General features: G+C 74.0%; 18 protein-coding genes. 6 read left to right on the top strand and 12 right to left on the bottom strand.

The genetic code is table 11. The features are described from left to right. Positions 1–133: 133 nt before the first annotated feature. Positions 134–1,129, top strand: a complete 996-nt coding sequence (rfbB, locus tag ABZ567_RS16830) for a dTDP-glucose 4,6-dehydratase (RefSeq protein WP_360789954.1) — start codon at positions 134–136, stop codon at positions 1,127–1,129. Continuing rightward, a complete protein-coding gene (gene rfbD / locus ABZ567_RS16835; RefSeq protein ID WP_360789957.1) occupies positions 1,126–1,977 on the top strand; it encodes a dTDP-4-dehydrorhamnose reductase in 852 nt (283 codons plus the stop codon). Before rfbB ends, rfbD begins: the two co-directional genes overlap by 4 nt. Here rfbD and ABZ567_RS16840 read toward each other — a convergent pair. The 7 genes from ABZ567_RS16840 to ABZ567_RS16870 form a co-directional block, all read right to left on the bottom strand. Beyond that, positions 1,970–3,271, bottom strand: coding sequence for an activator-dependent family glycosyltransferase (locus tag ABZ567_RS16840; RefSeq protein WP_360789959.1), 1,302 nt, complete (start codon positions 3,269–3,271; stop codon positions 1,970–1,972). The two genes, rfbD and ABZ567_RS16840, sit on opposite strands and share 8 nt — an antisense overlap. Positions 3,272–3,338: 67 nt before the next feature. Next, positions 3,339–3,746: a MarR family transcriptional regulator gene (locus tag ABZ567_RS16845; RefSeq protein ID WP_360789962.1), complete on the bottom strand. Its 408-nt coding sequence runs from the start codon at positions 3,744–3,746 to the stop codon at positions 3,339–3,341. Positions 3,747–3,829: 83 nt separating this feature from the next. Continuing rightward, the gene (locus ABZ567_RS16850) at positions 3,830–5,131 is read right to left on the bottom strand and encodes an activator-dependent family glycosyltransferase (RefSeq protein WP_360789964.1); all 1,302 of its coding nucleotides are present in this window, start codon (positions 5,129–5,131) and stop codon (positions 3,830–3,832) included. A 78-nt stretch (positions 5,132–5,209) separates the two neighbouring features. After that, positions 5,210–5,941, bottom strand: coding sequence for an SDR family oxidoreductase (locus ABZ567_RS16855; RefSeq protein ID WP_360790889.1), 732 nt, complete (start codon positions 5,939–5,941; stop codon positions 5,210–5,212). Positions 5,942–6,090: 149 nt separating this feature from the next. Then, positions 6,091–7,314, bottom strand: a complete 1,224-nt coding sequence (locus tag ABZ567_RS16860) for a nucleotide disphospho-sugar-binding domain-containing protein (RefSeq protein ID WP_360789968.1) — start codon at positions 7,312–7,314, stop codon at positions 6,091–6,093. 38 nt (positions 7,315–7,352) lie between these two features. Continuing rightward, positions 7,353–8,537 carry a class I SAM-dependent methyltransferase gene (locus tag ABZ567_RS16865; RefSeq protein ID WP_360789971.1) on the bottom strand — a complete coding sequence of 395 codons (1,185 nt, stop codon included), beginning with the start codon at positions 8,535–8,537 and terminating at the stop codon, positions 7,353–7,355. Between the two features lie 102 nt (positions 8,538–8,639). Then, on the bottom strand, positions 8,640–9,458 hold the full coding sequence (locus ABZ567_RS16870) for an NAD(P)H-binding protein (RefSeq protein ID WP_360789974.1): 819 nt from the start codon (positions 9,456–9,458) through the stop codon (positions 8,640–8,642). 185 nt (positions 9,459–9,643) lie between these two features. On the opposite strand from ABZ567_RS16870, the gene ABZ567_RS16875 reads away from it, so the two are divergent. Next, complete coding sequence (locus tag ABZ567_RS16875) at positions 9,644–10,429, top strand: SDR family NAD(P)-dependent oxidoreductase (RefSeq protein WP_360789977.1); 786 nt, start codon at positions 9,644–9,646, stop codon at positions 10,427–10,429. 59 nt (positions 10,430–10,488) lie between these two features. Here the strand turns inward: ABZ567_RS16875 and ABZ567_RS16880 are convergent, their stop codons facing one another. The 3 genes from ABZ567_RS16880 to ABZ567_RS16890 form a co-directional block, all read right to left on the bottom strand. After that, positions 10,489–11,175 carry a disulfide bond formation protein DsbA gene (locus ABZ567_RS16880; protein ID WP_360789979.1) on the bottom strand — a complete coding sequence of 229 codons (687 nt, stop codon included), beginning with the start codon at positions 11,173–11,175 and terminating at the stop codon, positions 10,489–10,491. A gap of 76 nt (positions 11,176–11,251) precedes the next feature. Next, on the bottom strand, positions 11,252–12,019 hold the full coding sequence (locus ABZ567_RS16885; RefSeq protein ID WP_360789983.1) for an ABC transporter permease: 768 nt from the start codon (positions 12,017–12,019) through the stop codon (positions 11,252–11,254). A 2-nt stretch (positions 12,020–12,021) separates the two neighbouring features. Then, positions 12,022–13,011, bottom strand: a complete 990-nt coding sequence (locus ABZ567_RS16890; RefSeq protein ID WP_360789986.1) for an ATP-binding cassette domain-containing protein — start codon at positions 13,009–13,011, stop codon at positions 12,022–12,024. Between the two features lie 311 nt (positions 13,012–13,322). On the opposite strand from ABZ567_RS16890, the gene ABZ567_RS16895 reads away from it, so the two are divergent. Further along, positions 13,323–14,942 carry an FAD-binding protein gene (locus tag ABZ567_RS16895; protein WP_360789989.1) on the top strand — a complete coding sequence of 540 codons (1,620 nt, stop codon included), beginning with the start codon at positions 13,323–13,325 and terminating at the stop codon, positions 14,940–14,942. Positions 14,943–14,998: 56 nt separating this feature from the next. Next, a complete protein-coding gene (locus ABZ567_RS16900) occupies positions 14,999–15,973 on the top strand; it encodes an aromatase/cyclase (protein ID WP_360789992.1) in 975 nt (324 codons plus the stop codon). Between the two features lie 125 nt (positions 15,974–16,098). Here ABZ567_RS16900 and ABZ567_RS16905 read toward each other — a convergent pair whose 3' ends face one another. Together ABZ567_RS16905 and ABZ567_RS16910 are read right to left on the bottom strand one after the other, a co-directional pair. Next, positions 16,099–17,322 carry an acyl-CoA dehydrogenase family protein gene (locus ABZ567_RS16905; protein WP_360789995.1) on the bottom strand — a complete coding sequence of 408 codons (1,224 nt, stop codon included), beginning with the start codon at positions 17,320–17,322 and terminating at the stop codon, positions 16,099–16,101. Positions 17,323–17,339: 17 nt separating this feature from the next. Then, positions 17,340–18,182 (bottom strand): NAD-dependent epimerase/dehydratase family protein, encoded by an 843-nt coding sequence (locus ABZ567_RS16910; protein ID WP_360789997.1) that lies wholly within the window; start codon positions 18,180–18,182, stop codon positions 17,340–17,342. A gap of 133 nt (positions 18,183–18,315) precedes the next feature. Here ABZ567_RS16910 and ABZ567_RS16915 point away from each other — a divergent pair, with 133 nt between their 5' ends. Next, the gene (locus ABZ567_RS16915) at positions 18,316–19,662 is read left to right on the top strand and encodes a P450-derived glycosyltransferase activator (protein ID WP_360790000.1); all 1,347 of its coding nucleotides are present in this window, start codon (positions 18,316–18,318) and stop codon (positions 19,660–19,662) included. The last annotated feature ends 30 nt before the right edge of the window (positions 19,663–19,692 follow it).

Below are 19,692 nucleotides of genomic sequence, written 5' to 3' on the forward strand. Positions count from 1 at the left end.
GGCGTTCGGGATCTCGACGCCCGAGTCTCGGCCGCGCCGGTCACCGACGGGTCGACGACGGATGGAGCCGGAGGAGGGCCGCGACCATGGACCGTCGTCGGATGCTCGACCCGCGGCGGGCACCATGACCCGCGTGAATCTCCTGCTTACCGGAGCGGCCGGTTTCATCGGCTCGGCCTACGTCCGTTCCCTGCTGTCCGATGATCCGGCCGTCCACGTCACCGTGCTGGACCGCCTGACCTACGCGAGCAACCTCGACAACCTCGACGTCTCCCACCCCCGACTGCGGTTCGTGCACGGGGACATCTGCGACCCCGTCCTGGTCGACCGGCTGACGGCCGGCGCCGACCAGGTGGTGCACTTCGCCGCCGAATCGCACGTGGACCGCTCCATCGCCGGAGCGGAGCCCTTCGTCCGCACCAACGTGCTGGGCACCCAGACGCTCCTCGACGCGGCCGTGCGCCACGGCGTCGGCCCCTTCGTCCACGTCTCGACCGACGAGGTCTACGGGTCCATCGCCGAGGGCGCCTGGACCGAGGACTGCCCGCTGAGCCCCAACTCCCCCTACGCGGCCTCCAAGGCCGCCTCCGACCTGCTCGCCCTGGCCCAGCACCGCACCCACGGGCTCGACGTGCGGATCACCCGCTGTTCCAACAACTACGGGCCGCGCCAGTTCCCCGAGAAGCTGATCCCGCTCTTCGTCACCAACCTGCTGGACGGGGAGCGCGTACCGCTCTACGGCGAGGGCACCCACGTACGCGAGTGGGTGCACGTCGAGGACCACTGCGCCGGCATCGACCTGGTCCGCACCCGGGGACGGGCCGGCGAGGTCTACCACCTCGGCGGCGGCACCCGCCTCACCAACCGGGAACTGACCGAACTGCTCCTCGACGCCTGCGGGGCCGACTCCAGCCGGATCCGGCGGGTGCCCGATCGCAAGGGCCACGACCGGCGCTACGCCCTCGACGACGGCAAGGCCCGCGCCGAGCTCGGCTACCGTCCCCGGCACGCCTTCGCCGACGGCCTCCCGGCCACCGTCGACTGGTACCGGCGGCACCGCGACTGGTGGGAACCGCTCAAGCGCCGTCTGCGCGAGCCGCTGGACACAGCGGTCCGGGCCCCGGGATGAGGTGGCTGGTCACCGGGGCGGGCGGACTCCTCGGCCGTGAGGTGACGGCGGCCCTGGCGGCCGAGGGCGCGGACGCGGTCGGCCTGGATCGGCGGGCCCTGGACGTCACCGATCCCGACGCGCTCGCCGCGGCCTTCGCCCGGCACCGCCCCGGCCTCGTGGTCAACTGCGCCGCCTACACGGCCGTGGAGGCGGCAGAAACGGAGCCGGACCGGGCCTTCCGCGTCAACGCCGAAGGCCCCCGGCACCTCGCCGGCCTGTGCGCGCGCCACGGGGCCCGGCTGCTGCACCTCTCCACCGACTACGTCTTCCCCGGCGATGCCGGCTCCCCGTACCCCGAGGACCACCCCACGGCCCCCCTCAACGTCTACGGACGCAGCAAACGGGCGGGCGAACGAGCGGTCCTCGCGCTCCTGCCGGACCTGGGAGCCGTGGTCCGCACCGCCTGGCTCCACGGTGAGCACGGGCCCAACTTCGTCCGCACCATGTCCCAGCGGGCGCGGGGCGGCGACCCCGTGGACGTGGTGGCCGATCTGGTGGGGCAGCCGACCTGGGCGGCCGACGTGGCACGCTCCCTGATCGCCCTCGGAGGCGTCCCCGGGGCGAACGGCGTCTTCCACGCCACCAACGCGGGTCGGGCCAGCTGGTACGAGCTGGCACGCGAGGTGTTCCGGCTGCTCGGCGCCGATCCCCGGCGGGTGAGGCCGGTGTCCGCCGCCGTCTTCGGCGGGCGCGCCCCCCGGCCCCGGTACACGGTGCTCGGCCACGACCGCTGGCGTGAGGCGGGCATCCCGGCGCCCCGGTCGTGGCGCGCGGCCCTGGCCGAGGCGCTGGGCCGGCTCAGCTGAGACGGCGGTGACGCGCGGTCAGCGCTTCGAGGACCGGAACCAGCTCGGCGGGCGAGGGGGCGGCCTGGATCTCGTTCCGCAGCCGGGCCGCGTTCCGCGCGTACGAGGGCTCCTCCAGCACCCGCGTCACCAGGCCGCGCAGCTCCGCCGGGCGCAGCGGACCGGACCCGGACGGGCGCAGTCCGGCCCCCGACCGTTCGATCAGCGCCGCCCGCGGGTGGATGTCCCACAGGTCGTTGGGGACGACGATCTGGGGCACGCCGTGCACCAGCGCGTTCTGCGCGGTGCCGAAGCCGCCCTGGTGCACGATCGCCGAGCAGGTGGGCAGCAGGGCGTCCAGCGGTACGAAGTCCACCACCCGCACATTGGCCGGGACCTGGCCGACCTCGGCCAACTGCCCGGAGTCGAGGGTCGCCACCACCTCGGCGTCCAGCTCGCCCAGCGACTCCAGCAGAGCCGGTACGGAGGTCTGCTCACCGCCCATCACCTCGCGGAACGAGAGCCCCAGGGTGAGGCAGACCCGGCGCCGGGCCGGCCGTTCGCGCAACCACTCCGGCACCACGGACCGCCCGTTGTACGGAACGTGACGGAAGGGCACCCACGGCAGGGCGGTGGGGGGCCGCAGCGAGGCCGGAGCGGGATCGAGGGTCCACTGGCCGGTCACCAGGTCCTCCGTGAATCCGACGCCGTACCGGGCCGCCGTCCAGCCGAGCCATTCGGCCAGCGGGTCCTCCCGCAGTTCCCGGGGCCGGCCGGCCGACGCGGCCAGGTGCCGTTCCCGCGCCGCGCCCACCAGGTCGAGTCCGTAGAGGAGCCGGGCGTGGGCCGCCCCGGAGGCGCGGGCGGCGACCGCCCCGCCCATCATCAGGGTGTCCCAGACGACGAGATCGGGGCGCCACCGCCGGGCCAGTGCCACCAGGTCGTCCACGGTCTCCTCGGCCGAGAAGTTCTGGAAGATGGCCGAGGTCATCACCGTGAACAGGCCGTCCAGGAAGTCGGGGGTCAGCCGTTCGGGCCGGTCCTCCGCCATCCGCATCAGTTCCTGGGCGTCCGGCGGCTCCGCCAGGCGCTCGGCGGCCTTCTCCCGCCGCTGCCGCAGCTTCTCCACGGACTCGTTCTGGGCGAGCCGGGGTCCCACCGGGACCGCGGGCAGCCCGGCGGCGGTCACGGTGTCCATGAGATCGGGCTGACTGGCGACGCGCACGTCGTGTCCGGCGGCGCGCAGGGCCCAGGCCAGCGGCACCTGGGCGAAGAAGTGGGGTGGGGCGGCCAGGGTGACGAAGAGCACACGCATGGCGGCGAGGCTAGGGAGCGGACCTCGACACCGCCTCGACCCCCGTTGGTGCGCCCGGGGGCGGTCGTCAGCGGGCGGGCAGCCACGCCTCGTCGTCGGTGGCGTGGGCCAGGACGCGCTGGAGGAGGCTGCGCAGGTTCTCGGCCTCGTACGGGGCGAGATCGCCGAGCAGTTCCGCCTCCACCCGCTGCAGCGGCTCGTCGATGCGGGTCAGCAGGTAGTGCGCGGTGTCGGTGATCTCCAGCCGGCGCGAGCGGTCGTCGGCACCCGGGCGGCGGCGTACGTGGCCGGCCTCGACGAGTTCGTTGACCAGCTGGTGCACCGACTGGCGGGCGATGCCCAGCTGACGGGCCAGCTCCGCCATGGTCAGTTCGGGTTCGAGCGAGAGCTGGGCGAGCAGTCCGTACTGGCGCACCGTCAGGTCGTACGCGGCCAGCCGCTCGTCCACCCGGCGCGTCGCGACGGTGCTCGCCACGGCCAGGAGATACGGAATGTGCGTCCTCAAGGTGACGTCGCCCCAATCCTCGGAGACAGCGATCTTCCGGTTCCGACCGTATGTCATGCGCCCGTCCGACGGGCGGCCGTCAGCCGTTCGAGGACCGGTACGATCCCGGCCGGCGTCGGCGTCCCGAGCATCTCGGTACGCACCCGGGCCGCCGCACGCGCGAAGGACGGGTCGTCGAGTACGCGGGTCACCATCGTGCGCAGCCGGGCGGCCGTGAGCCGCTCGGGCGGACACGTCAGCGCCACCCCGGCCGCCCCGGCCCGCTCCGCGCGCGGGGTGTTGCACCACATCCGGGACGGGACGACGACCTGCGGGACCCCGTGGGCCAGGGCGGTCAGGAAGGTACCCGCCCCGCCGTGGTGGATGACCGCCGCGCAGCTCGGCAGCAGTTCGTCCAGCGGGACGAAGTCGAACGCCCGGACGTTCGGCGGCAGCGGCCCGAGGGCGTCGAGCTGTCCGGCGTCGAGCGTGGCCACCACCTCGACGTCCAGGTCGGCCACGGCCTCCAGCAGCTCGCCGACCGACGCCTGGTCCTCGCCGACCACCTCCCGGAAGGAGACGCCGAGGGTGAGGCAGATCCGCCGTCGCCCGGCGGGCTCGTCCAGCCGGAGGGGCGCGCCCGCCCGGCCGTTGTACGGCACGTAACGCACCGGAACCCGCGGAAGGGAGACCGGCAGGGCGAGGGAGGTGGGCACCGGGTCCAGGGTCCACTGGCCGACCACGAGCTCCTCGTCGAAGCCCCGGCCGGGGCCCTCCAAACCATGGCGTTCCAGGACGTGACCCAACCACTCCTCCAGCGGGTCGTCCCGCAGCTGCGGCGGCAGCCGGTCGAGGACGGCCCGGTACCGCTCGCGCAGCAGGCCGACCAGGTCGAGCCCGAACATCAGCCGGGCGTGCGCGGCACCGACGGCACGGGCGACGACCGGGCCCGCGTAGGTCATGGTGTCCCAGACGACCAGGTCCGGCCGCCAGTCCCGGGCGAAGGCGACGAGGTCGTCGATCATCCGGTCCGGCACCGTGTTCCGGTGGACCAGCGGCGTCCAGGCGGCGAACACCCCGTGCAGGTGCTCGGGCGTCAGCCGCTCCGGGCGGACCTCGCCCGGGTCGAGGACCCGCAGCCAGGCGCCGTCGCGCAGTTCCTCCGGCAGGTCCGCCTCGGTGGGGTTCATCTTGGCGGCGACGTGCAGGGACTCACCGACCGGTACCGCCGTCAGGCCGGCCCCGGTGATGTCCTCGACCACGTCCGGCTGGGTGGCGACCCGCACCTCGTGACCGGCCGCGCGCAGCGCCCAGGCGAGCGGGACCTGGGCGGCCACGTGGGTGGCGGCGGCGAAGGGCTGGAACAGGACGCGCATCGGCGCTCCCCTTTCGGACGGACGGACCGGGTCGGCGTGCGGACGGGGCCGCCGGGCGGGACGGTGGGAGGGCCGGGGTCACGTCAGGGAGAGCCCGCCGTCCACCGGAACCACCGTCCCGTTGGCGTAGGCGGCCTCCGGACGGGTGAGCTGCACGATCCACCAGGCCATCTCCTCGGGGCGGCCGACCCGGCCGCTCGGCGTCCGGGCAGCGATCCCCTTCAGGAAGTCCCCGTACGCGGGGTCGCCGCCGTCCGGCCCCGGGCCGGCACCGACGTCGGTCACCCCGGGGGCGACGCCGACCACCCGGATGCCGCGCGGGGCCAGTTCGACGGCCCAGGTGCGGGTGAGGAAGTCGAGCCCGGCCTTGGCCGCCCCGTACAGGCCGTTGTCGGGCCAGGACCTCAGGCCGAGGGCGCCGGCCGAGCCGATGTTCACCACCGTGCCGGACCGTGCCGCCAGGGGTTCAAGGGCGGCCCGGGTGAGCAGGACCGGGGCCAGGAGATTGGTGTGGAGCTGCCGTTCGGCCTCGGTCCGGTCCAGCGCGGCCAGCGGGCGGTACCCCATCGCGGCCGCGTTGTTGACCAGGACGTCGATCCGGCCGAGGACGTCCAGGGCCGTGTCGACGATCCGCTCGGGGGCGTCCTGCTCCGTGACGTCGGCGACGAGGCCCCGGATGCCGGGGTGCCCCTCGGCGGTCGCGTCGAGCGCGGCCGCGGTGCGTCCGACGACGAGCACCCGGTCCCCGCGCGCGGCGAACGCGCGAGCCGTGGCGCGGCCGATGCCGGTGCCGCCGCCGGTGACGACGATCCCGCGCCCGGCCCCGTCCCCCGGCCGGGCCTCATGGCCTGTTCCTTCGGTTCCTTCGTTTCGGGTGGTCATGCCCCGCAGGATCGGCAGCGGACCTCGTATGCGCCTCGACCTTCGCGCACTCGGATCCGCTGCCGGGATCCCGCTCCTCAGGCGCCGGTCACCAGGGCCTCCAGCGTGGTGGCGAGCGCGGCCGGCGTCGGCGCCTCCGTGACCTCCTCGCGGAGCCGCCCGGCCGCGGCCCGATGGGCGCCGTCCTCGATCAGCCGCTCCACGCCGGCCCGGATCGCCGCCTCGTCCGCGAGATGCCCGGGGACGTGGAGCGCGGCCCCGGTGGCGGCCACCCGCTCCCCGGTGACCTGCTGTTCCGACGCGAACGTCGCGATGAACTGCGGGACCCCCGCCCACAGGGACGTCAGCGTGCTGCCGCTGCCCCCGTGGTGGACGACGGCGGCGGAGCCCGGCAGCAGGGCGGCCAGCGGCAGGTTCTCCGTCACACGGACGGAGGGCGGCACCGGGCCGAGTGCGGCTACGTCCCGCGCGGTCGCGGTGAGCACGACCTCACAGTCCAGTCCGTTTAGGGCGGAGACGATCCGGGGGAGCAGATAGGAGTCGGGGCCGGAGACGGTGGACAGGGCCGTGGACCAGGTGACGCAGACCCTGCGGCCCTCCGGTGGCCGCGCGGTCCATGCCGGGGCGGACCCGGCGCCGTTGTACGGGACGTAGCGCACCGGTAGCCGCCCCGAACCGATCGGCACCTTCAGGGACGGCGGGTTGGGGTCCACGACCCGCTCGATCATCGCCAGGTCGAACGGCCCCAGGCCGTACCGGGCGAACGATCCGCTGCGGTCGGTGGGAACGATCCGCATGTGATCGGGGTCGTGCGGGCTCGCCGGACCCCAGAGGCAGAGCGCCGCCGGAACGCCCAGGACCTTGGCGGCCAGCAGCCCCTCCAGGCTGCCCGGGTCGTACAGGACGAGGTCCGGCCGCCAGTCCCGGGCATAGTCCACGGCCGCGTCGAAGCTCCGGGCCGTCGACGCGTCCAGCTCGGGCGCGACCTCCCGCTCGAAGCGGCGGGTGTCGAAAGCGTCGAGGCGGTCGAGCCGTTCGCCCGTCAGCGGGTGGGGAGGGAGCCACGGGTACGGCCAGATCCCGGCCACCGCCTCCGCGTGGTACTGCAGGCGCAGCCGCAGGACCTCCTCCATCCCCCCGAGGACCGGCACGGGTACCAGGCCGGCCCGGCCCACCGCGGCCGCCTGCGAGGCGGCGCACAGCACCCTGACCTCGTGGCCGGCTGCCTGGAGCGCCCATCCCAGCGGCACCATGGCCGCGTACTGGGTGGGCCACGTGGACACGGTGAACAGAACGCGCATGGCCGCTCCCCTCCTTCCTCCTCGTTCTCCCCGGCTGCTCATTTGGCGCCCAGCGCGGTCCACACGTCCGCGTCCATCCACGTGGGTAGCGTGTCCTCCCCGTTCGTCCCCTTCTCCACGAAGACGATGTTGTGGTAGGCGTGCACCGCCGTGACGGTGCTCTGCGTCGGGGTGGGGCGGACGACGGCGGGCTCGCGGTGCTCCCGGTGGTGCAGGTCGTCGATCAGCTCCTTGACGAGACCGAGCGACGTGTCGGGGCCCGCGACCCCGCCCGCGCTGCCGCCGAAGTCGGTGAAGTACGCGGTCTGGAGGTCCTCGATCACGTAGAGGCCACCGGGCCGCACGTACGGGAAGAGGGCCCGGAACGAGGTGCGTACGTGCTCGTTCACATGGCTGCCGTCGTCGATGACGATGTCGAACGGCCCGTGCTCGCGGGCCAGCCCGGTCAGGAACTCCGGGTCGTTCTGGTCGCCGACCAACGCCGTCAGCCGGGGCTCGGTCAGCGCCGTCTTGTCGTAGATGTCCAGCCCGAAGACCGTGCCCCGGGGGAAGTAGCGCTTCCACATCTTCAGCGAGCCGCCGCCGAGGTCGTCGTCGAAGCCGCCGATGCCGATCTCCAGGACCCGCACCGGCCGGTCCCGGTAAGGGGCGAAGTGGCGCTCGTAGTGGGCCGTGTACCAGTGGAAGCTGGCCCACTTGTCGGAGCCGTACCGGATGGAGAGCTCGCCCAGGTCGGGGGCGCGCCCCGTGCAGCCGGCCATCAGGGTCGCGGTGGCCTGGGCCGCCGCCCGCAGCACCGTGTTCATCTCGGCGAGCAGCTCCCGCACCTGCCCCGGCTCCCCGGGCGTCGGCACGAAGGAGTTGTGGAAGTCCCCCGTGCGCGGGGAGTCCGCCGGCCCGTGGAGCCGGCGGACCAGCCCCGCCGCCGTGAACGTGACCCGGGAGCGCACGCGCGCGGAGTCGTCCCCGACCACGCGGATCGGTTCGTCGCGCACCATGCGCAGGACGGCGGAGTGCCGCTCGCCGCCGTGGGTGACGTCCAGCGCCACGTCGACGGGCGCGGTGTTGACCGGATCGGGGCAGCGGAACAGCACCTCCCCGACGAGGACGCCCGCCACGTCCGCGAGACCGACCTCCTTCAGCAGGGCGTCGATCTCGTCGTCGGAGCCGGCTCCGGCCCGGACCAGCCGTCGGATCAGGGCGTTCTGTGCGACATCCACCATGAGGGCGTTTCCCATCGGTCCGCGAAGAAGGTCCCGACCACCGTCGGCGGGCCGGCTGGAGCCCCGCTCAACCGCCGCTGAACGCCCTCGGGACGCGGCCCGTCAGAAGTCCGTCCGGTGATCGGCAACCCACTGGGCGAAGGTGCGGGCCGGCCGGCCGGTGACCCGCTCGGCGGTGGGGCCCACCGGCACGTCCACCGGGTCCTGGAGCAGCCAGTCGACCGCCTCGGCGGACATCCCCTGGCCCAGCCACAGCGCGCGGGCCGCTTCCACCGTCAGTTCCTCGAAGCGGATCTCGCGGCCGAGGACCTCGCTCAGCACACGCACCTGCTCGGCCTTGGCCAGGGACTCCGGGCCGGCGAAGGAGTACGCCTTCCCGGCGTGCCCGTCCTCCAGCAGCGCCGTCACCGCCACGTCGGCGATGTCGGCCTCGTGCACAGGGGTGCTGCGGGTCGCGCCGAAGGGAGCGCGGACCACGCCCTCGGCCCGGATCGAGGGGGCCCACCAGTCCAGCAGGTTGGCCATGAACTCACCCGGCCTGACATGGGTCCACTCGACACCGGACGCCTCCACCGCCCGTTCCACCGCCGTGTGGTGGTCGCCGCTGTAGTCCCCGTCGGCGTACTCGGCCGCCACGGAGGACAGCACGACGATCCGTCGCACCCCCGCCTTGACGGCCCGCGCGGTGAACTCCTCGGCGGTTCCCGGCAGCGGGAAGAGGTACGCCCGGTCGACACCGGAGAGGGCCGCGTCGAGGCTCGCCGGATCGGCGAGGTCGCCCCGGACCGTCTCCACCCCTTCCGGCAGCGAGGCACGCCCGGGCGAGCGGGTCATCGCACGGACCGGCTCACCCGCCTTCAGCAGCCCCGCCACCACATGCCGGCCCACGTTCCCCGTGGCACCCGTCACCAGAACGGTCATGGTTCCTTCTCCTTCGTCTCTCATCGTGTGTGCGGCAGGCCCGGTCCCGGACCCGCCGACGTTTCCCGGCCGTCCTCTCGAACGGCTCGAACCGCGGTGAACGCGGCCGGTCGACCGCCTGTCGAGCGTCCGTTGCCACCCTCGGGCCGCTAACGCACATCCGATGCCACGATCCGGGAGGAACCATGACCGGCACCGAAGGACGGGTCGCCGTCGTCACCGGGGCGACCAGCGGGATCGGTCTCGCCGTGGCCCGCTCGCTCGGCAGGGACGGCCTGCGGGTCTTCCTCTGCGCGCGGGACGCCGACTCCGTCGCCGCCACCGTCGAACTCCTGCGCGAGGAGGGTGTGGACGCCGACGGGCAGACCTGCGACGTGCGCTCCACCGGGCAGGTGGACGCCTTCGTCCGCGCCGCCGTCGACCGGTACGGTCCGATCGACGTCCTCGTCAACAACGCGGGACGCAGTGGGGGCGGCCCCACGGCCGGACTGACGGACGAGCTGTGGCTCGACGTCGTGGACACCAACCTCCACAGCGTGTTCCGGGTCACCAGGGCCGTGCTGACCACCGGCGGCATGCTGGACCGGGGCCGGGGACGGGTCGTCAACATCGCCTCCACGGGCGGGAAGCAGGGTGTGGTGCTCGGTGCGCCCTACTCGGCCTCCAAGCACGCCGTAGTCGGCTTCACCAAGGCCCTGGGCCTGGAACTGGCCAGGACCGGCATCACGGTCAACGCCGTCTGCCCGGGGTATGTCGAGACGCCGATGGCGGAGCGGGTCCGCGCGGGGTACGCGGCGGCATGGGACATCTCCACCGAGGCCGTGCTCGAACGGTTCCAGGCGAAGATCCCCCTGGGCCGGTACACCACCCCCGAGGAGGTGGCGGGCCTGGTCGGCTACCTGATCACCGACACGGCCGCCCCCGTCACCGCCCAGGCCCTCAACGTCTGCGGAGGCCTCGGCAACTACTGACCCCGGGGACCCGCGGGCGTCCGCACGCCCCGCCCGACGGCCGGTCGGCGCCGGCCCGGTCACGCCGGATCCGCCTCGGTCACGTCCGGATCCGGGTCGGCGGGCCTCCCCTTGAGGGCGTGGAACCCGGGGGTGCCGGCCACCAGCAGCGTCCCGTCCCACAGCAGCCCCGCCGCCTCCCCCTTCGGTACGCGGGAGATGACCGGCCCGAAGAAGGCCGGGGAGGGGCGGTGCGGTTCGCCCGGCTCCCCGACGGCGACCACCGGCGTCCCGGGCCGGGGGCCGAGCAGCCCCACGGCCTTCGCGTGCGAGGCCCGCAGCTCCCCGTCGTAGGCGGTGGAGGTCCCGGCCGCCGCAAGCTCCTCCGGCAGGCCCGCGTGGGCCAGGGCCAGGGCCGGATCGTTGATCCACTTCCGGCTGCCCTGCTCCCCGGGGGCGCCGAGATCGGCCCACAGCGAGGCGTGGAAGCGGGCCAGGGCCTCCTGCCCGTGGTGGTGCCGGACGGCGGTGCCGATCCGCACCGGCACCATCAGATACCCCTCCGGGTCGCCCTCGGGGTCGTCGTCCCGGCCCTCGTTGAGGAGGGACAGGCTCATCAGGTGCCAGCGCAGTTCCAGCGGACGGACCCGGGCCGCCTCCCGCAGCCAGCGGCTGGTCAGCCAGGTGTAGGCGCAAGCGGGGTCGAACCAGACGTCCACGGTGCGGGCGCGGGGAGGCGGGGTGCCAAGGGAGGCTTCGGCTGTCACGGGTGCGGTGCTCCTTCGCGTACGGGCTCGGACGTGCGAGGGGTGGGGGCGGCCGGACGGCGCGTCACACCGGGTGTCACACCGAGGCGTTGCGCATGCCGCGGATGCCCGCGACGACCCCCAGCACCGCGATGGCCGTCGCCGCGAGGATCCCGTACAGGACGCCCGTCTCGGCCAAGCGGCCGTCGAAAAGGGCGCGTTCGGCCTCGACCACGTAGGTCGCGGGGTTGATCCGGCTCAGGACGTAGAGCCAGGTGGGGGCCGACGCCTCGGTGATGGGGAGCAGGACCCCGGAGAGCAGGAGCAGCGGAAAGAAGATCATCTGCTGCACGCCGTAGAACAGGGTCTGCTGCTTGCGGGAGTGGAGCGCGAGGGTGAAGGAGAGGGCGCTGATCCCGATCCCGAAGACGGTCAGCAGCGCCAGGCCCGCCAGGGCGCCGAGCGGGTGGAGCCGGAAGTCGGTCGGCAGCAGCAGGGCGAGGATCAGCAGGGCCTGCGTCAGCAGGATCACGACCTCCTTCAGCGCCCGTCCGACGAGCATCGCGGCCCGGTTCAGCGGGGTCACGAGCATGCGCTCGAAGGTCCCCGAGGACATCTCGTTGAGCAGGGAGGCGCCCGCCCCCGCTGTGGCGGAGAGGGCCAGCAGGACGAGCATCCCCGGCACGAACCACTGCCAGGGGGAGCCTGTCTCCCCGCCCGGGGAAGCCATGCCCGGGAGCAGGGGCGCGAAGAGGGCGAGGAAGAGGAAGGGCAGCAGCATCGTGAAGAGGAGGCCGGCCGGCTGGCGCAGCTCGGGCCCCAGCTCGCGGGCGAAGGCGGTACGGGTGTCGTTGAGCACCTTCATGGTCAGGCTCCGTCGTGCGTGGTGGTCGGGGCGGTGGCGTCGGCGCTCTCCCGCAGGGTGCGGCCGGTCAGGCCGAGGAAGACGTCGTCGAGGGTGGGGCGGGTGAGCCGGGCGGTGAGCACCCGCACTCCGACGTCCTCCAGGTTCCGCAGCAGGACCGGGAGCCGGGCGTCTCCGTGGGGAGTGCGCACCCGCACCTCCGTGCCGTCGACGGTGACCTCGTGCACGGTGGGCAGGGTGCGGGTGAGTTCGGCGGCCCGCTCGGCGTCGGCGCGGTCGGCGGCCCCCAGGGTGATGCGGTCGCCGGCCAGATCGGCCTTGAGCTTCTCGGGGGAGTCGTCGGCGATCACCCGGCCGTGGTCGACCACCATCACCCGCCGGGCCCACAGGTCCGCCTCCTCCAGGTAGTGGGTGGTGAAGACGATCGTGGTGCCGAGCTCCTTGTGCAGCCGCAGCACGTGCTCCCAGATGTTGGCGCGGCTGTGCGGGTCGAGCCCCGTGGTGGGTTCGTCGAGGAAGAGCAGTTCCGGCTCGTGGACCAGGGCCATGGCGATGTCCAGGCGGCGGCGCTGGCCACCCGACAGAGTGCCCACCGTCCGCTTGGCCAGGCCCTCCAGTTCGAGCGCGCCCAGCAGGCGCTCCGCCCGGGTGTGGGACTCCGCGCGGGTCAGGCCGTAGGCGCGGCCCTGGGTGATCAGTTCGTCGACGACCCGGAAGTTGCTGCCGGCGCTGTTGCCCTGGCCGAGGTAGCCGATGCGGTGGCGGACGCCCGACGGGTCGGTCAGCACGTCGTGGCCGGCGACGACGGCAGTGCCCGAGGTCGGCGGGAGCAGGGTGGTCAGCATCCGCAGACTGGTGGTCTTCCCGGCGCCGTTGGGGCCGAGGAAGGCGACCACGGAGCCGGCTTCGATGTCGAGGTCGAGGCCGCGCACGGCTTCGACGGTCTCTCCTTTGGCGCGGAAACTGCGGGTGAGCCCGCGGGTGCGGATCATGGGTTCTCCCGTACGGGGTTCATGGGGCGGCTCAGGGTGGACCCGGCCCGTGCCCGGACCGGCCGGCTCGGTTCCGGGGCAGGGGAGGGGAAGTCAGAGGCTCTGAGCTCTTGACTTCTTCGAGCTTAGAAGCGTTAATAACGTCTTTGTCAGCTTCCCTGACTGTCTCGACGCGCCTTTCGAAGCGTCCGTTCCGGACCCGTCCGGCGCCGCCGTACCAGCACGACTCCACCGTCCCGCCACGGAGGACGAGCAGGCTGGCAGCCGACGAGGCGATCGGCCACGGCCGGACGGGAAGGGCGGTGCTCCCCTTGGCACGACTCACACGCAGACGGCTGCTGGAACTCTCGGCGCTCTCCGGGGGCGCCACTCTCCTCGGCGGCCCCGCCGCCGCCTCCACCCCCGGGGCGAGGAGTCCGCGGACCCTGGGGCCGGTGGTGCTGGAACCGGACGACCCCCGGTACGCCGAACTCACCACCCGCGGGTACAACGGCCGCTTCACCGGCTCCCCGGACGTCGTGCACCTGGTCGGCTCGGCGGAGCAGGTCGTCCGGGCGGTGGAGGAGGCGGCCCGGGGCCGCAGGCGGGTCGCGGTCCGCAGCGGCGGCCACTGCTTCGAGAACTTCGTCGACGACCCGGCCGTCCGGGTCCTGATCGACGTCTCCGAGATGACGGAGGTCTCCTACGATCCGCGGCGACGGGTCTTCGCCGTCGAAGCGGGTGCCACGCTCGGACGGGTCTACCGCACCCTCTACCTCGGATGGGGCGTCACCCTGCCCGGCGGCGGCTGTCCGGCCGTCGGCGTCGGGGGCCACGTCGCCGGCGGCGGGTACGGCGCGCTCTCACGCCGGTACGGTCTGGTCGTCGACCATCTCCACGGCGTCGAGGTGGTCGTCACGGATCCGGCGGGCAGGGCCCGCCTCGTGACGGCCACCCGTGACTCCACCGGCGCCGAGCGCGACCTGTGGTGGGCCCACACCGGCGGGGGCGGAGGCAACTTCGGCGTCGTCACCCGCTACCTGTTCCGGACGCCCGGTGCCGCCGGTGGCCCGGCCGACCTGCTGCCCAGGCCGCCCGGCGCCACACGCTCGATGTCCCTCGGCTGGCGGTGGCAGGACCTGGACCGCGCGGCCTTCACCCGGCTTCTGCGGGCCCACGGGGACTGGCACCACCGGCACGTCGGCTCCGACTCGCCGTACGGGGAGCTGTCGAGCGGGCTCACCCTCGGCCACCGGGCGAACGGACTGATCACGGTGGACGCCGCCCTCGACGCGGCCCACCCCCGCGCGGGGGAGCTCCTGGACGCCTTCGCCGCCGGACTGACCGGCGCCGCCGGGGCGCCGCACACCTCGTCGTCGACCACGACCCCCTGGCTGAAGTCCGTCCTCGGCGGCGTCCAGTGGCCCGGCGGAGCCCGGTTCAAGTCCAAGTCCACCCTGCTGCGCAAGCCCTGGGACGACCGTCAGATCGGCGTCCTCCACGACCATCTGAGCCGCGGCGGACAGGAGTTCGCCACCGCCGCCGTCTACCTCACCTTCCTCGGCGGACGGATCAACGACGTGCCCCCGGAGGCCACCTCCATGCCTCACCGGGACTGCCTCTTCAGCGCCGTGCACGAGGCCCTCTGGGGCGAGGAGGAACAGACCGGGCGCCAACTCGCCTGGGTCCGGGACCTCTACCGGGAACTCCACGCCGACACCGGCGGCGTCCCGGTGCCGAACGACGCCAACAGCGGGGCGTACGTCAACTATCCGGACACCGACCTCGCCGATCCCCGGCTGAACACCTCGGGTGTGCCCTGGAGCACCCTCTACCACCGCGACCGGTACGAAAGGCTCCGCCGGGTCAAGGAACGCTGGGACCCGCTGGACCTGTTCCACCACGCCCTCTCCGTCCGCCCGCCCGGCGCCGAGCCGTCGTCGAGTCCCTGACCAGAGCCGGCGCGGAAGCTGGCGCCGCCGACCCGGAGCCGAGCTGGAGGAGGACCATGCCACACCCCCCGACCACCCACCGCACCGAGCACACGATCACGGTGGCCGCCCCTGCGCGCCGCGTCTTCGACCTGATCGCCGACGTCGGCCGATGGCCGGAGACGTTCCCGCCCACCGTGCACGTGGAGCGCGTCGAGCACACCGAACCCGCCGACGGGAGCGCGGCGGAGGAGCGCATCCGGATCTGGGCCACCGCCAACGGCGAGGTCAAGACCTGGACCTCGCGCCGGGAACTGGACCACGACCGCCTCCGCGTCTCCTTCCGTCAGGAGGTCTCCCAGCCGCCTGTCGCGGCCATGGGCGGAGAGTGGATCGTCGAACCGGTCGACGACGTCCGCACCCGAATCCGCCTGCTGCACGACTTCCAGGCAGTCGGCGACGACCCCGGCAACGTGGCGTGGATCGAGCGGGCCGTCGACCGCAACAGCGGCGCCGAACTGGACGCCTTGCGCACAGCGGCCGAACGGACCGGGGACGCCGAGGACCTGACCCTGACCTTCGAGGACACGGTCGAGGTCCCCGCCGGCATCGAGGCCGCCTACACCTTCGTCGACCGGGCGGACCTCTGGCCCGAGCGGCTGCCCCACGTGGCCCGCGCCCTCCTGGAGGAGGACGTCCCCGGGATCCAGACGCTGGAGATGGAGACCCGGGCGCCGGACGGGTCCACGCACACCACGCGCTCCGTCCGGATCTGCTTCCCGGACGAGCGGATCGTCTACAAGCAGTTGCACACCCCCGCGCTGATGACGGCGCACACCGGACGGTGGCTGTTCGAGGAGGACGCGGACGGGGCCCGGATCACCTCCGTCCACACCGTGGTCCTCGACGAGAAGGCCGTCACGTCGGTCCTGGGGCCGGACGCCACCGTCGCCGACGCCCGCGTCTTCGTCCGCGACGTCCTCGGCCGCAACAGCACCACCACGATGGAGCACGCGGCCGCTCATGCCAGGGACGGCGCTCCGGGCGCCTGAGCCCGAGGAGGACCGGGAAGGCCGGGAGAGCCCGGCGGGGGCGCAGGGACCGCCCGCCCCCGGTGGAAGGGGAGGGACGGGTCACCCCGTCCCTCCCCTTCCCCGTGGCCCCCCGGCGCGGCGGCTCAGTTCTTCGGGCCGCCCAGGGCCGCCTCGGAGAGCCAGTCCACCGCGTCGGGGTAGGTGAACGGGTGCATGAACGAGCCCGCCCTGACATCCCGGGAGAGACGCGCCAGCGGATGGGACCCCGCGTAGGAGGCGCCGCCGATCACCGTCACGCAGTCCGCGACGATCTCCGGCGCCAGCCGGTTGACCGTCAACTTGGCCCGCTGGAAGTCGAACATCATGCGCCGGCCGCGCTCCAGCGGATCGCCGTCGAACTCGTACGCCAGGTGGTCCGCCGTCGACAGCGTGCCCGCCACCGTCGTACGGAGCGCGTGCAGCCGCGCCTCGATCTCGGCGAGGAGCGTGCGCACCCCCGCCGCCGGTGCGCTTCCGCGCCGGGTCAGCTCCGCCACCACGTGGTCCCGGGCGGCCTGGGCCACCCCCACGTAGATCCCCAGCATGGTGATCGAACTGACGGTCTGACCGGCGAGGGCCGCGTCGTCGCGCTCCCCGATCGGACCCCGCAGGAACACGTCCTCCAGACGGACCGGGCAGTCTTCCAGGAGGATGTCCACGCTGCCGGAGGCCCGCATGCCGAGCCCGTCCCAGTCGTCCAGGACGGTCAGCCCCGGGGTCTCCCGGGGCAGCACGGCGGCCGCCGACCGCGTCACCCCCGCCACCTCCACCCGCGCCGAGACCACGAAGTCGGTGGCGATCGGTGCCATGCTCGCCAGCGTCTTGCGGCCCGACAGCACCCAGCCGCCGTCCGGCGCCGGGTGCAGCCGGGTGACCACCCGGCCCCCGCCCGCGTCCTTCACCGTGGTGCACACCACCGCCTCGCCCGAGCCCATGCCCCGGAGCAGCCGCTCGGCCAGCGTCCGGGCCTCCTCGTCCCCGTACCGCCACTCATGAGTGAGCGTCAGGCCCCGGCTGAGCTGCATGTGCAGGGCGAGCGCGGTCGACGCGTCCGCCTCGGCCACAGCCGCCAGGGCCAGGCAGACGTCGTACAGCGAGGAGACGCCCAGCCCGCCGAGCTCCTCCGGCACGGTGGCCCCGAGCACCCCGCTCGTGCGGAGCTGCTCGAACACCTCGACCGGGAAGGCACCGTCCCGGTCCCCCTGCCGGGCCCCGTCCCGTATCAGGGGAAGGTGCGCGGTCAGCGGCGTGAGCAGCGCGCGGCCCGAGGAGGTCCTCGGGTCGCGCAGGTCCGCCGTGACCGCCCGGCCCCTGTCGTACGTCGTCATCGCGTTCCCCGCTTCCTTCACTCGTCCCCGGCCGCCCGCTGCGACGGGGAGGTCCGATGATGTCCGGCGCGGTTCGACGACCGTTGGAACGCCGCTGTCGCGTGGTCCACGGCCGGCCATGCGCCCGTCTCGCGGAGATAGCGGTCCAGGGCGAGCCGGTGGTAACCCGGCCCGAACACCGAACCCGCCGGCTCGGGCACCAGGGCCCGCAGCTTCTCCACCGACGGACAGTGCGAGAAGGCGCTCTCGCCCCCGCCCACCACCTCCTCCACGGCATCGAGTCCCAGTCGGTGCTTGAGGTGGGCGACGACCGCGAGGACGTCCACGCAGTCCCCCGAGGCCACGTTCACCGTCTCGTCGCGCGCCCCGGAGGCGAGCAGCCGGTCGACGAGCCCGACGAAGTCCGCCACGTGCAGCAGATCGCGCCGGGCCCCCGGATGCACCCGGACCCGTCCCGCGCGCACCTGCGACACCAGGGCGGGCACCAGCCGGAAATCGGGCCCGTGCGGGCCCAGTACGTAGGAGAGGCGCAGCACGAGGTGCGCCACGCCGGACTCCCGGATCGTGGTCTCGAGGTCGAACTTGTGCCGGCCGTAGCGCGTGGTCGGAACGATCGGGTCGTCCTCCCGGCCCCGGCAGCCGGGACCGCCGTACATGCTGGCCGTCGAGAAGAAGACCAGCAGTTCGCCTCGGCTCCGGCAGCGCGCGACCGTCTCCCGTACGAGCTCCGCCTCCCGCTCGTGCTCGGAGTCCGGCAGGTGCTGGCGCGGGACGCCCGCCGCCAGCACCGTCACCCCGGGGTGCGCCCCGCGCAGCGGCCACAGATGCCGGGCGATGAAACCCTTGCCGATGATGTCCATGACCGCGTCACCCTAGGGGGCCGGTGCCACGCTCCCCTCGTGTCCGGCTCGACGGGCCGGTCCGGCCGGAGCCAAGGGAAGTCGAGAAGGGGTCGAGGAGCTCTGCCTAGCGTCCCTGCCCATGGTGGCGAGCATGACCGACAGTGCGTTGGGACGCGTCCTGCTGACCCTGCGCGGCGTCCAGTGGATCCTGGGCACGAAAGGCGACCCGTACGCGCTGATGCTGCGTGCGGCCGGAGACGACCGGGCCGAACTGGGCCGGCGCGTCCGTGAGCGGGGCCCCCTGTACTGGAGCAGCGCCGGGGCGTGGGTGACGGCCGACCACGAGGTGGTCACGGCCGCGCTGGCCGACCGGCGCCTCACCCCCCGGCCCCCCGACACCGGCCCCCCGCCCGGGGAGCCGGCCGAGGAACCCGCCCCGTGGGACGTCCCGTCCCTGCGGGAGGCGCTGCCGCTGGCCGGGCTTCCGGCGGCGCTCGACCGGGAGGAGTACGAACGGCTGCGGGGATGGGCCGCGCCCGTCCTCGGCGAACCCGCGCTGCGCGGCCGGCCCGCGGCGGCCGTCCGGGCCTACCGGCACCGCGCGTCGGCGGTGGGGGAGCGGTTCGACCTGATGGACGACCTGATCCGGCCCGCCACGGTGGACGCCGGCCGCGTCCTGCTCGGCGTACCGGAGCACCGGGCAGTCCGTTTCGCGGAGCTCTGCGGGGAACTCACCGGTGTCCTCGACGCCACGCTCTGCCCCCCGCGCCTGGACGCGGCCCGCCGGTACGGCACCGCGCTCCCGGAACTCAGGGCGCTGCTCGCGCGGACGCCGGACGGGTCCGGCGCCGCCGGCCCCCGCGACGCGGGCCGTACGGCGGACGCGGACACCGGCGCCCGGGCCGGTCTTCCCCGCCGCCTCTCGGCGGCCCCTGCCCCCGACGGGCGGCCGTCGCCCGAGGACGTCCTGACGGTGTGCGCCCTCCTGGCCCTGGTCGGCATCGACGCCGCCGCCAACCTGACCGGCAACGCCGTCGCACTCCTCCTGGACCACCCCGGGCAGTGGCGGGCCCTGTGCGAGGACCCCGGTCTCGCACGGGCCGCCGTCGCGGAGACGCTGCGTCACGCGCCCCCCGTCCGCCTGCACCGGCTGTACGCGCGCGAGGACCTGGAACTCGCGGGGACCCGGGTGGCGGCGGACGAGGAGGTCGTCCTGCTCACCGAGGCGGCCCACCGCGACCCCCGCCGCCACCGCGACCCGGAGCGGTTCGACGTCCACCGCCCCGCCCACGACCGGCACCCCTTCCCCGAGGACGGCCGCGCCGACGGCCTCGTCGGCCCGGCGGCGCGCCTGGCCGCCGAGGCCGCCCTCCGGGCCCTGGCAGAGGAACTGCCCGACCTGACCAGGACCGGCGAGGTGCTGCGCCGCCTCCGTTCCCCGATCACGGGCGGCGTGTTCCGCTTTCCCGTCGCCCGCCAAGGAAACGTCCGGCGGTAGTCCGCCCGGACCCTATGAACCCGAGGAAGG

This window comes from Streptomyces sp. NPDC016459 (assembly GCF_040632845.1).
Lineage (GTDB): Bacteria > Actinomycetota > Actinomycetes > Streptomycetales > Streptomycetaceae > Streptomyces.

Coding starts and splice junctions, on each gene's coding strand:
- ABZ567_RS16850 (WP_360789964.1), bottom strand. CDS start 5,131: ATGCGCGTCCTGTTCCAGCCCTTCGCCGCCGCCACCCACGTGGCCGCC.
- ABZ567_RS16910 (WP_360789997.1), bottom strand. CDS start 18,182: ATGGACATCATCGGCAAGGGTTTCATCGCCCGGCATCTGTGGCCGCTG.
- ABZ567_RS16860 (WP_360789968.1), bottom strand. CDS start 7,314: ATGCGCGTTCTGTTCACCGTGTCCACGTGGCCCACCCAGTACGCGGCC.
- ABZ567_RS16840 (WP_360789959.1), bottom strand. CDS start 3,271: ATGCGTGTGCTCTTCGTCACCCTGGCCGCCCCACCCCACTTCTTCGCC.
- ABZ567_RS16885 (WP_360789983.1), bottom strand. CDS start 12,019: ATGAAGGTGCTCAACGACACCCGTACCGCCTTCGCCCGCGAGCTGGGG.
- ABZ567_RS16875 (WP_360789977.1), top strand. CDS start 9,644: ATGACCGGCACCGAAGGACGGGTCGCCGTCGTCACCGGGGCGACCAGC.
- ABZ567_RS16915 (WP_360790000.1), top strand. CDS start 18,316: ATGACCGACAGTGCGTTGGGACGCGTCCTGCTGACCCTGCGCGGCGTC.
- ABZ567_RS16870 (WP_360789974.1), bottom strand. CDS start 9,458: ATGACCGTTCTGGTGACGGGTGCCACGGGGAACGTGGGCCGGCATGTG.
- ABZ567_RS16890 (WP_360789986.1), bottom strand. CDS start 13,011: ATGATCCGCACCCGCGGGCTCACCCGCAGTTTCCGCGCCAAAGGAGAG.
- rfbD (WP_360789957.1), top strand. CDS start 1,126: ATGAGGTGGCTGGTCACCGGGGCGGGCGGACTCCTCGGCCGTGAGGTG.
- ABZ567_RS16865 (WP_360789971.1), bottom strand. CDS start 8,537: ATGGTGGATGTCGCACAGAACGCCCTGATCCGACGGCTGGTCCGGGCC.
- ABZ567_RS16900 (WP_360789992.1), top strand. CDS start 14,999: ATGCCACACCCCCCGACCACCCACCGCACCGAGCACACGATCACGGTG.
- ABZ567_RS16905 (WP_360789995.1), bottom strand. CDS start 17,322: ATGACGACGTACGACAGGGGCCGGGCGGTCACGGCGGACCTGCGCGAC.